We start from the raw sequence: 11,856 nt of genomic DNA, 5'->3' as shown, positions 1-11,856 counted from the left end.
GCTTAAAAAAGTTTACAATTCGAAAAATAATTGAAATAAATTCGTGTTAATATTTGGAGTTGAGTAGGTTATGTTGGCTTTGTGAACCGTAAGAATGCGCTGAACAATTCGTAACCCAAGTCCAAAGCCAGAAGTTCTTTTTGAATTTTGCCCGCGCATAAAAGGCTCAAAAAGATTTTTTTGTTCTTCTTCGTTTAAAGTGTCTCCAGTATTCGAAACGGAAATGATAAGATGGTAATGGTCAGTGCTTATTTTTACTTTTGCCTGTTTATTGTCCGAATAGATGTAGGCATTTTTTAAGATATTAGTTAAAGCAATTTCCAAAAGATTTTTGTTTCCTTTTATTTCCAAAGCAGTATCCAGATCATCACTTTCCTCCATTTCAAAAAGAATAACAAAATCGGGAAATGTTTTGTTGATTTTTTCTATTGAAGAAAATAAAATTTCATCTAGACGCTGAATTTCGATGTTTTCTGTATTTCTATTGTCAATTTTTGAAAGAATAAGCAGCGAATTAATTAGTTCGCCCAAATGATTGACATCAGCCAATATATTTTTAAGGAAAGAATTATTCTTCGGTTTTAGATCTGGATCAGCAATAGCGTTTTCAATCTGAGAAGTCATTCTAGAAAGCGGTGTTCTTAATTCATGTGAGGCATGAGCGGTAAATTCCTTCTGTTTTTGATACGAAACTTCAATTCGATCCATCATAAAATTAAACTCATCAGCAAGCAGATCGACTTCATTTTTGGTGCTGTTGGATGCAATTCTGGTATCGAGATTATTTTCGTTAATGTTTTTTATTTTTTGATGGAAAGCAAGAAGCGGATTCATCGCTTTTCTAACCATAAAAGAAGTTAATAGCCAGCAGATAGTAGTAAAGAAAATATACGAAACAACTAATGTGTATCTTAAAAAAAGTAATTTCTTTTTGCCATAATCATCAGTTGCTGATATCAAAGCATAAAAGTCCTTGTCGTTTGTATCATAAAAAACGCCATAGACTTCATAATCTCCTTGTTGCTTAAAAAAAGTTTTATTCTTTTTTAAATATTTCAAGTCTTCAACCGACCAATTAATTTTGGCGTCGTCAATACTGCTATAGATTAGCTTATAATTAGAATCGAAAACTAAGGTTTTCTCGTCATATAGTTTGTTAATAGAATTTTGATCTATTATTTTTAAAAGCTGGTTATCGATCTGTTTGACATTCACCAATAATTTGATGTTCGATAAAGCTTTAATTTCTAATCGATCGCGGAACTCTTCTTTTCTATAATTAGAATACAAAATGAATATCACTGTAGATGCCAGTCCGAAAAGGATGGTAAACAGTAAACTTACTAAAAGTGATATTCTATTTTTTAATGTCATTCCTGATCGCTTAGATAATAGCCGTAGCCAACCTTAGTACGGATAAGTTTTATTTCGTGATCCTTGTCTATTTTCTTTCTCAAAAAGTTAATGTAAACTTCAATTGTATTTTGATTGGTTTCAATATGGTAGTCCCAAAGTTTTTCAGCAATAAATTGTTTCGAAAGCACTTTTCCTTTGGCATGAGCCAAAATTAAAATCAACTTAAATTCTTTCGGAGTAAGTTTAATTTCTTCATTAGATCTAAAAACTTTCATATCTTCTTCAAAAATTTCTAAATCTTTGACTACAATTTTGCTTTCTATCTGCTGCGGAACTTCCTTTCGTCTTAAAAGGGATTGTACTCTAGCGTATAATTCTTCAAAATGAAATGGTTTAACCAAATAATCATCTGCGCCACTATCAAAAGAAGAAAGTTTATCTTCGATTTCACTAAAAGCAGTCAGCATGATTATTGGCGTTTTATTATCGATTTTACGAATGCCTTTGCAAACTTCTATTCCGTTTAATCCAGGGACATTGATGTCAAGAATAATCAAATCGTATTCGTACGGAAAATATTTTTTCAGTAACAACGAACCATCATAATAAGGAATACACTCGAACTTCTTAGAGGTAAAGAATGCTGAGATTTCTTTAGACAAAGTAAAATCGTCTTCGAGTAGTAGTATTTTCATTCTTGAAGGAAATTTATAAATTCGGCCATTTTTAAGAAACAGCCGAATTTAATATAAGGTATTGTTTTAATTGAAATAAGAGAACGTCTCATTGTTCTCAATCTTCTGTAATGACTCATAAATCAATTGAATAACATTTTCAACATCATCTCTATGAACCATTTCTACAGTTGTATGCATGTAACGCAATGGAAGCGAAATCAATGCAGAAGGAACACCTCCATTACTGTAAGCAAAAGCATCAGTATCTGTCCCTGTTGCACGAGAAGTAGCATGTCTCTGAAAAGGAATTTTGTTTTCTTCGGCAGTATCTACAATCAAATCGCGAAGTTTATTCTGAATAGCAGGAGAGTACCCAATAACAGGACCTTTCCCCATTTTAAGGTCGCCTTCCACTTTTTTATCAATCATTGGAGTAGTGGTGTCATGGCAAACATCGGTTACAATCGCAACATTTGGTTTTATTCTATGTGCGATCATTTCGGCACCGCGAAGACCAATTTCCTCCTGAACAGAATTTACAATATATAAACCAAAAGGAAGGGTTTTATTGTTTTCTTTTAATAAACGAGCAACTTCAGCAATCATAAAACCGCCCATTCTATTGTCGATCGCACGGCAGACAAATTTGTTTTCGTTCAAAATCATAAATTCATCCGGATAAGTAATAACACATCCAACATGAACGCCTAAAGCTTCAACTTGCTCTTTGTTTTCGCAACCTAAATCAATAAAAATATTGCTTAGTTTAGGAATCTCTTCCTTGTCGCGCAAACGAGTATGAATTGCAGGCCATCCAAAAACGCCTTTAACAATTCCATTTTTAGTATGAATATTGACTCTTTTAGAAGGAGCAATCTGATGATCAGAACCACCATTTCTAATAACATATATTAAACCGTCTTCCGTAATATAATTCACATACCACGAAATTTCATCAGCATGCCCCTCAATAACCACTTTATAGGGTGCGTCAGGATTGATTACTCCCACAGCAGTTCCGTAAGTATCCGTTATAAAAGTGTCAACATAGGGTTTCAAGTACTCCATCCAAAGTTTTTGGCCTTCACTTTCGTAACCGGTAGGAGAAGCGTTATTTAGGTAGCTTTCTAAGAATGCTATAGAAGTATCATTTAAGATAGAATTTGTGCTCATAAAAATATTTTTCTGCTAAAATATAAATTTGGTATTAGAGTTGTGTATAAATATATAATTTTACACTTAAATTATGATTCAATGAGATTAACCACCTTTTTATTTATACTCTTAGTTTGTTTTTCTTCTAAAGCCCAAGTTACTCCCAAAGAGAACGAACAAATGGGTTATATATTAACAGAGAAAGATTCTATTTTAGGCGACACCATTCAACTCCCAGAAATAATTATTTCAAAAGGGCAGAAGATGAGCCCAGAAGAAATGAAACAATTTCAAATTCTTCAAAATAGAGTTTACAAAGTTTATCCGTATGCAAAATTGGCTGCAGAACGATTAACGGCATTGAATAACGGAATGGCACGTTTGAAAACCAGCCGTGAAAAAAAGAAGTATTTCAAAATTGTAGAAGATTATCTAAATAATGAATTTGAAGAAAGACTTAAAAAGCTTTCTAGAAAACAGGGGCAGATTTTAGTAAAGCTGGTCCACCGCCAAACAGGAATTACAACGTACGAACTCATAAAAACACTAAAAAGCGGATTCAAAGCCTTCGTTTCGAATACCACCGCCAATTTGTTTGATATTAGTTTAAAAGAAGAATACAAACCCTATGATGTCAATGAAGACTATTTGATAGAAACCATTTTGGTCAGAGCATTTGAATCTGGTCGATTGTCAAATCAAAAACCAGCTACTCCAATAAATTATGACGAATTAATGAATCATTGGGAAGAAAAGGCAAAGAACCAGAAACCGACAAATTAAAAAAACATTTATTCATACAAAAAAAGACTCACAGAATTTGTGGGTCTTTTTTTTGCGAAATAATACCGTTTCAATTATTAATCAAAATATTAAAAATAGTGTTGTTATTTATTTTGATGTGTGTTTTTTGTATAATTATAAAGTTGCTGTTTTGTTAGATTTTTGGCTAGTTTGCTGTTTATATGTATTTTTTTTAACAAGTAATTGGTAAGAAATAGTTGTTTTTTGTAGTTTAATTTGTACGTTTACTATCTCGCAGTTATTTATTAAGCAAAATATTATTTTTATGGATAGAAAATTACTTAGTACATTAATGTTATTTTTGACCATTCATTTATGGTCGCAAAAGGGGTCTGATTCAGATTATACTGTATCGGTAAATGGACATAAAATTTATACTACGGAAAACTTTAAACAGCAGTTTAAAGCTAAGAAAAGTACAAGTAGGCAAAATCCTGTAACGGAGTATACGCTGTTACAGTTCACAAAAATTCCTTCAGTAGCAGAACAGGAGAAACTTAAATCCGAAGGAATAACTTTATTGAGCTACTTATCTAATAATGCGTACTATGCGGCAATAGGCTCGGAATTTTATAATAAGAGCAGTGTATCTGATAATATAAGAGCTTCAATAACAATTGATCCAAAGTATAAATTGGATCCATTGATTGTTGACAATGCGATACCCGATTTTGCTCTAGAGGGTGCAGATGGAATTAAAGTAGTGATTAGTTACTTTAAAGGTGTTGATGTCAAGGTTATTTCGCAGGATTTAGCAAGCTTGTTTTTAAAAGGCAGTAAAAATGATGCGACCTTTAACGAGGTTTATGTGCAGGCGAGCAAAGAAAAGCTAGAAGAAATAGCCAAATTTAACTGGGTTCAGAATATCGAGTTAGTAGCTGCACCGGTAGAAAGTGATAATAAACCAGGTGTAAGCTCGCACAAAGCAAATATTTTGGGTTCTTCAATCGCAGGACTAGGTTATGGATTAACAGGCAAAGGCGTTAAAATTGGTGTTTGGGACGGAAATCTTGAACAGCATAAAGACCATACTGGAAGAGTTATTAATAGAGAATATGAATCAAATTCTTCGCATGGTGATCACGTCTCAGGAACAATTGGAGGTGCAGGTTTAATAGACCCGAAAGCTAGAGGTATGGCACCAGAAGTGCAAATGTTTGGATGGAATTTTAATACGCAGTCTAATGGTCTAACAGTACAACAGGAGAGAGTTATAGCTGCTAATCAGGATGGTATTGAGATCACTTCCAATTCTTTTGGACTAAATTTGACTTCTGGGTTTAATACTGGAAGATATAATTCGGGAGATCGTGGAGATGATAATGTTACTACTTTGTTTCCTTATCTTTTAACGATTTATTCTAACGGAAATGCGCAAACGGCTTATCCTGCTGGTGGCGGATTTAATACTTCTACAAAAAACTCAAAGAATGCTTTGCATGTTGCAGCAAATAATCCTGATGATTTAATTAGCAGTTACAGCAGTTTTGGACCAACTATAGATGGTCGTTTAGTACCTCAAATTGCTGCAGTTGGTACAGATGTGTATTCCTTAGATTATAGTAATTCCTATCAGGTAATGAGCGGAACTTCAATGGCAACACCTGGAACTACAGGAACGGTAGCCTTACTTTACGAACGATATAAAAATATTTACGGAACAAAACCTTTAGCATCCTTAATGAAAGCTTTGGTTACAAATACAGCAAAAGATGTTGGTAATCCAGGTCCTGATTATAAATACGGTTTTGGTAATCTAAATGGCTTAAGAGCAGTTAAAGTTTTAGATAATAAGATGTTTTATACCGGAGCCGTTGCAAATGGAGCCAGTTATGAAAAAGAGATTGTAGTTCCTGCAGGATTAGTAAGTCTGAAAGTTTTGCTTGCTTATTCTGATGTGCAAGGAACTCCTGGAGCAACTTCTGTTCTGGTAAATGATTTAGATGTTAAAATTGTAAAAGACGGTGTAACTACTTTGCCATGGGTTTTAAATCCAACCACACCAAATGTAAATGCTGTACGTGGAGTGGATAACATGAATAATATTGAGCAGATAACTTTGGATAATCCTTCAGCAGGGACTTATAAAATTATTGTTACAGGTACAAAAGTTCCTCTGTCTACTCAAGAATTCTCTGTTGTGTATGATTATGTAGCCCCTGAATTAATTTTAACTTATCCTGTAGGAGGAGAAAAATTTAATACAGAAACTACAGAATATATTCGTTGGGATTATGAAGGTGAAGAAAAAAACTTTACACTTGAATATTCCTTAGATGGAGGAGTGACTTATCAGTTAATAGCTAAAGATATTCCATCGACCGCAAGAAATTTTGCATGGAAAGTTCCAGCAGGAATTGTCGCAAATACAAAAATAAGAGTAAGTGCCGGAAGTAAGGTAGATGTTTCAACCGCAGTTTTTAATATTATTACAGAACCTAAAAATTTGGTTATCGCCCCATCTGCTTGTGGTGTTTCTTCTTATAAAATGGATTGGGATCCAATTGCAGGAGCAAAGTATGAAGTTCTGAAAATGAATGGATATAAATTTGATGTTGTTGCAACAGTAACAGATCCTACCTATACTTTTACAAATGTGACTTCTGGCGAGGATAACTGGTTTTCGGTAAGAACTGTAGATATTGCAACCGGAATTGTTTCTGAAAGAGTTAGAGCTATAAATGTAGAGCCTGTTTCTGCACCTGTACTAAGTGCAGTGACTTTACCATTTTTAGAAAATTTTGATGCAAGAAAAGCAACTAATTATGTTTTTTCTAAAGGGACAACTGGTCTTGTCAAGTACGAATATATAAACCCAACATTTTTAGATGGAGCAAAAATGGCAGGTTCTGGTGATGTTTCTGCAGCTCCATGGGTAGCAAGTACAACAGCTAATGCTTTTGCAAACAATCCAAATTTTATTAAAAAAGTATCTTTCTGCGACATAGACGCAATAAGTCTAGCAGGAAAATCAATTCGTGTAAAATTTAATGTGATATGGAATAGTGTTGGTGCAGCAAATAAAAACTTTTTTAGACTTACTGTAAATGGGACTCCACTAAATAGCCAAGAAAATATTGGGGTTTATGGTGGACTTGCTTTGTCAGGAAGTAAAGAGTTAATATATGACTTATCTGCTTATGCAGGAACGACATTCAGCATAGCTTTTGAATCGGTTATAGATAATGACGCAATAGTAGTGAGCAATGAGAATGTTTATAGTTCTGTATTTATTGACAATGTCTCAATTTTTGAAGCCACAGCTACAGACCTTGAATTATCTTCATTGATACCCAATATCGGACTTACAGCTGCTGAAACAGTAAAGATAAAAGTATATAATCATTCTCCGGCTGGAGTAAGTAATATTCCAGTGTCTTATAAAATCAATGGAGGAACAGAAGTAGTTGAAACTATTCCGGGACCTATAAGTCCACTTAGTGAAGTTTCTTATGATTTTGTTCAGAAAGCAGATTTTTCAGTTGCAGGTGTATATAACGTAATTGGAAAAGTAGATTATCCAAATGATGCTGTTGATTCAAATAATACAATTAACAAGACAATTTATAATGTAGGATCTGATATTGTAATGGGATCTGCAGCTTCGGTATCTACCTGTTCAGCTGTATTTACAGATAACGGAACGCGTTATGGAAATTATGGAGACCAGCTTACACAAGTTATTACTTTTAAGCCAGAAACGGTTGGTAGCAGTATTAATGTGAACTTCACTGATTTTGATTTGGAACAGGATTATGATTATTTATACGTATATAATGGTCCTACAACAACTTCTCCTTTAATGGGTACATTTACAGGAGGTAATTTGCCACCATCATTAACTTCAACAGCTTCTGGAGGAGAACTGACTTTTAGATTGGTTTCAGATCAGATTGAAAACGGAAGAGGATGGATTGCAGATATTACCTGTGTTGCAAAACCAATTGTTAATGATGCAGCTATAGCTTCTATCGTAACACCTGAGGTTTTGGGAAAAAAAACAAGTACTCATGACGTAACAATTAGAGTTTCTAATTTAGGACCTACTGCTTTAATAAATCATCCTGTATTTTATCAGGTCAATGATGGAGCAAAAGTTACCGAGCTAGTTCCATCAATAGCTGCTTATTCTACTGTTAGTTTTACTTTTGCAGCGAAAGCAGATCTATCTGTCGTAGGTGCGACATACACCATTAAAAGTGGAGTTGATATAGCAGATGATAACGCGGCAAATGACATACGAGAGAAAATTGTATACAATCAAAATGAGTTGCCTGTTCATACAAACACAAATGGATACGCAATTTCAAAATTAAAATGGAATGATGTTGTGAATAATTCAGGAACAACAGCTTATTCTGATTTCAAGAATATAAAAATTCCAGTGTATGCTGATTTTACATATCAACCTGAAGTGACAATTACTAAACCAGAAACGCCAATTACCAGAGATCAGTCAGCATCGGTAGTAGGGGTTTTTACAATGATTGTTATTGATTTGAATGGAGATGGTAATTTAACTGATGAATTTTATGCAGGAACATTCTGGGTGAATACAGTTCCAGCTTCTGCATCACCTGCAATAGCATCAACAACAAGTACACATTATTTTAGAAATAATTTTACTTTAACAGGAGGGTTAACCATTCCGGCGGGTACAACTTCAGGAGAGAAATTAATGCGTGTAATACATATGTTCCGTTCTCCATCAGAATATTATAATGTTAATTTAGGACCAACTTTTGATGGATTAACAAGTTCAAGAGGCGACTTTGAAGTAGAAGAATATACGATTAATGTATTGCCTTATACGCTCGCTAATGCAAGCATCGAAAGAATAGCGGCGCCAATTAAACCAGGCAATGCGCCAGTATCGGTTACTGCTGTGATTCGAAATTATTCAGATTCAGCAATTACAAATTTTCCAGTAGCCTACAAAATCAATAATGGTACAGAAGTGGTTCAAAATTTTACAGCTTCAATAGCCGCAGCTGGCACTGCCAACTTTACATTTACCACTAAAGCCGATCTCGGAGCCCCTGGAGATTATACAATAGATGTGTATACGAAATTACCTGGAGATACTGATCCAACTAACGATTTAAAATCAGTTACACTTTCGCATGCTGCAAATTATCCTGTAAACGTCGCAGGTACTTTTGACGGGGTAAATGATTTTATTAAAACAGATGTTACACCAGCTTTAAATCTTACTAATAATTATACCTATGAATTGTGGGTAAATCAAAATAAGCCATCGGTTTTTGGAAGACTATTAGATAAGAGTACAGCACTGGTTTTTATACATAACAACAATAATTTAGCAACTTATAAAGAAAACAGTCTAGTAATTTCTATTACAACGGCAGCAGGTTCGTACGTAATTAATACAGGAGCAAATTCTATTAAGCAAAATACATGGCATCATATTGCTTATACAGTAAGTGCTGCTAATGTTTATACTGTTTATATTGACGGAGTTTCGGTTCCTTATACAAGTACTGGTACAGCTGGAGCAGCTTCTAGCAATGCGTCAGCACCAGCTTATATTGGTAATAATGCAGGTTTGGCTCGTGGTTTAATTGGTAACATAGATGAAGTTCGTATATGGGCAGGAGTTAGAAATCAAGCTACAATTATTGCAAATGCGTTAACAAAATACTTTGGAAACGAACCAGGTTTATTGGCTTATTATTCTTTTTCAGAAGGAGATAAACCATTTGTTTTTGATAGTACCATAAGTGACAATACTGCTGTAGTTACAAATGCAGATACTGATGGTATAGGAGTAGGTAAGTTTTGGAATATACCAGTATTGCTGCAAAAAGTAGAGTTTGTTAATCAATTAGCATCATCTTACGATGCCTCTACTAAAACATTTTCGGTAATATTAAATGACGGAGCTGACATAACTGCCGCAATAGCTAATTTTTCTCTAGGAATGAAAAGTATTGCAAGAATAAATGGTATTACACAAGTTAACGGAGTAACACCAAACAACTATACAAATCCTGTTACTTTAACAGTAGAAGGTGTTGGGTTCAATACAGGAATTTCTGAAACCTATACAATTAAAGTTATTACAGGTTTAAGTAATGAAAGTAAATTACTTGCGTATGATTTTAAAACAGTTTCAAACCCTGGATTGGTACAGGAAATCAATACAGATATTGTTGGAAACAACGCAAGTAAGACAGTGCCATTTGGGTATAATGTTTCAAACCTAATAGCAGATTTTAGTGTTTCTCCTGGAGCAGAACTTTATGTAGACGGAGTAAAACAGCTAAACTCAAAAGTAATCGCTTCCGATTATAGAAACAGTCTCTTTGTAACAGTAGTTTCAGAAAATAAACTTTCTGAGACAAATTATGTAGTTACAATTAATGCGAAAAATTCCGAAGCAAGTATTCTTAGTTATACCCTAGCAAATCAAGTAGGAGTATCTGTAATTGATCCTATAGCTAAAACTGTAAAAGTTTTAGTAAACAACAATGCAAATTTAAGCACATTAGTGCCTAACGTGCAACTCTCAGATTTTGCAGCATTACGTATAGGTACTTATCTTCAAAATAGTGGTGTAACGACATTAAATTATACCGCTCCAGTAGTTTATAACGTAACAGCTCAAAACGGTAATATAGAATATTGGACAGTAACAATCGAAATGGCTAAACCAACTATTACTTTGTTAGGCAATGAAATAATTTCAATTGATAAAGGATGCGTATTTATAGAACCAGGCTATGTCGCGACAGATAATTTAAATGCAGATATTACTACATCAGTTATTGTTTCTGGTAATGTTGATGTAAACACAACAGGACAGTACATATTAACCTATGCAGTTAAAGATTCTTTCCAAAATCAAACTGTTATTACACGTACTGTAAATGTGTCTGCTGAAAATTGTACTCTAGGACTGCCTGAAAATACTATCAAAGGTTTTGTATTGTATCCAAATCCAGTTATAGAAGGAAAAATACATATAGAAACATCATCTAGCAGTTCAAAGAAGATTTTAATATTTGATATGTCTGGTAAAAAATTGGTTTCAATTCAAACAGACAAAAAAGAAGTGAACGTTTCGCATCTTTCAAGCGGAGTATATTTAATAAAGGTTGAGCAGGATGAAAATACAACAATTCAAAAACTGATTATTAAATAAGAGACTTTTAAAACAATTGAAAACGGTTACTTATATAGTAACCGTTTTTTATATACATATATTATAAAAGAGTTTTTATTGGAATTTGCAATTTTCGGCATTGGCGTTTTAATATTGACAAGGAGCTTTATCCCGCTATCCGCTCCAATCTTTTGCGCCGAACCCCGCCACAAAAAGGATTTCCGCTTCTATCGGGGCTAGGGCACCGGTTTCCAGAAGAAAAAAAACAGGGAAGAATGGACGGTCCCAGAAGAAAAACCAGCACCAAAAAGAAACTTTGCGCCTCTGTGCCTTTGCGAGATTAAATAAAATCCAGCTTTGAGCCCTAGCGCCTTTGTGACGGAATACCCCAAAGAAAAGCAAAACGAAGAAAAACCGCACAGGGAATTGAAAAAAGTTAAAATGTAAACCACCTGTTATGAGACCGTTAAGAAAAAGGATAAAAAAAGATCAAAAAAACTCTTTGAAAAAGCTTGCGAAAGCGGAAAAAGGTTCTACTTTTGCACCCGCAACAGCGAAGGCGTTCATCGAAATACTGGCAGGAAAGGAGAATCAGACGAAAAGAAATTTTCAAAAAAAAGATTCGAAAAAGCTTGCGAGATTTGAAAATGCTTTTTACATTTGCACCCCGCAAAACACGGAAAGTTCATTGAGAGACTGGGAGAAAAATTAGAGAAAACGGGATTGAAAAGATCTCAA

Annotated in this window: 5 protein-coding genes; 2 read left to right on the top strand and 3 right to left on the bottom strand. The window is 34.2% G+C overall.

What is annotated here, in order from left to right:
• Positions 1–12: 12 nt before the first annotated feature.
• The 3 genes from NCC77_RS22315 to NCC77_RS22305 form a co-directional block, all read right to left on the bottom strand.
• Positions 13–1,374, bottom strand: a complete 1,362-nt coding sequence (locus NCC77_RS22315) for a sensor histidine kinase (protein WP_250837535.1) — start codon at positions 1,372–1,374, stop codon at positions 13–15.
• Positions 1,371–2,051, bottom strand: coding sequence for a response regulator transcription factor (locus tag NCC77_RS22310; protein WP_250837534.1), 681 nt, complete (start codon positions 2,049–2,051; stop codon positions 1,371–1,373). Before NCC77_RS22310 ends, NCC77_RS22315 begins: the two co-directional genes overlap by 4 nt.
• A gap of 66 nt (positions 2,052–2,117) precedes the next feature.
• Complete coding sequence (locus NCC77_RS22305) at positions 2,118–3,206, bottom strand: M42 family metallopeptidase (protein WP_250837533.1); 1,089 nt, start codon at positions 3,204–3,206, stop codon at positions 2,118–2,120.
• 81 nt (positions 3,207–3,287) lie between these two features.
• On the opposite strand from NCC77_RS22305, the gene NCC77_RS22300 reads away from it, so the two are divergent.
• On the top strand, positions 3,288–3,971 hold the full coding sequence (locus tag NCC77_RS22300; protein WP_250837532.1) for a DUF4294 domain-containing protein: 684 nt from the start codon (positions 3,288–3,290) through the stop codon (positions 3,969–3,971).
• A 286-nt stretch (positions 3,972–4,257) separates the two neighbouring features.
• Positions 4,258–11,157 (top strand): S8 family serine peptidase, encoded by a 6,900-nt coding sequence (locus tag NCC77_RS22295; protein WP_250837531.1) that lies wholly within the window; start codon positions 4,258–4,260, stop codon positions 11,155–11,157.
• The last annotated feature ends 699 nt before the right edge of the window (positions 11,158–11,856 follow it).

This window comes from Flavobacterium tyrosinilyticum (assembly GCF_023656565.1).
Classification (GTDB): Bacteria; Bacteroidota; Bacteroidia; order Flavobacteriales; family Flavobacteriaceae; genus Flavobacterium; species Flavobacterium tyrosinilyticum.
The sequence above is the reverse complement of the archived record's forward strand: the minus strand, read 5'-3'. Positions and strand labels throughout refer to the sequence as shown.

What these genes read in the sequence shown, in the direction of transcription:
- NCC77_RS22305 (WP_250837533.1), bottom strand. Translation starts at nt 3,206, where the DNA reads ATGAGCACAAATTCTATCTTAAATGATACTTCTATAGCATTCTTAGAA.
- NCC77_RS22295 (WP_250837531.1), top strand. Translation starts at nt 4,258, where the DNA reads ATGGATAGAAAATTACTTAGTACATTAATGTTATTTTTGACCATTCAT.
- NCC77_RS22310 (WP_250837534.1), bottom strand. Translation starts at nt 2,051, where the DNA reads ATGAAAATACTACTACTCGAAGACGATTTTACTTTGTCTAAAGAAATC.
- NCC77_RS22315 (WP_250837535.1), bottom strand. Translation starts at nt 1,374, where the DNA reads ATGACATTAAAAAATAGAATATCACTTTTAGTAAGTTTACTGTTTACC.
- NCC77_RS22300 (WP_250837532.1), top strand. Translation starts at nt 3,288, where the DNA reads ATGAGATTAACCACCTTTTTATTTATACTCTTAGTTTGTTTTTCTTCT.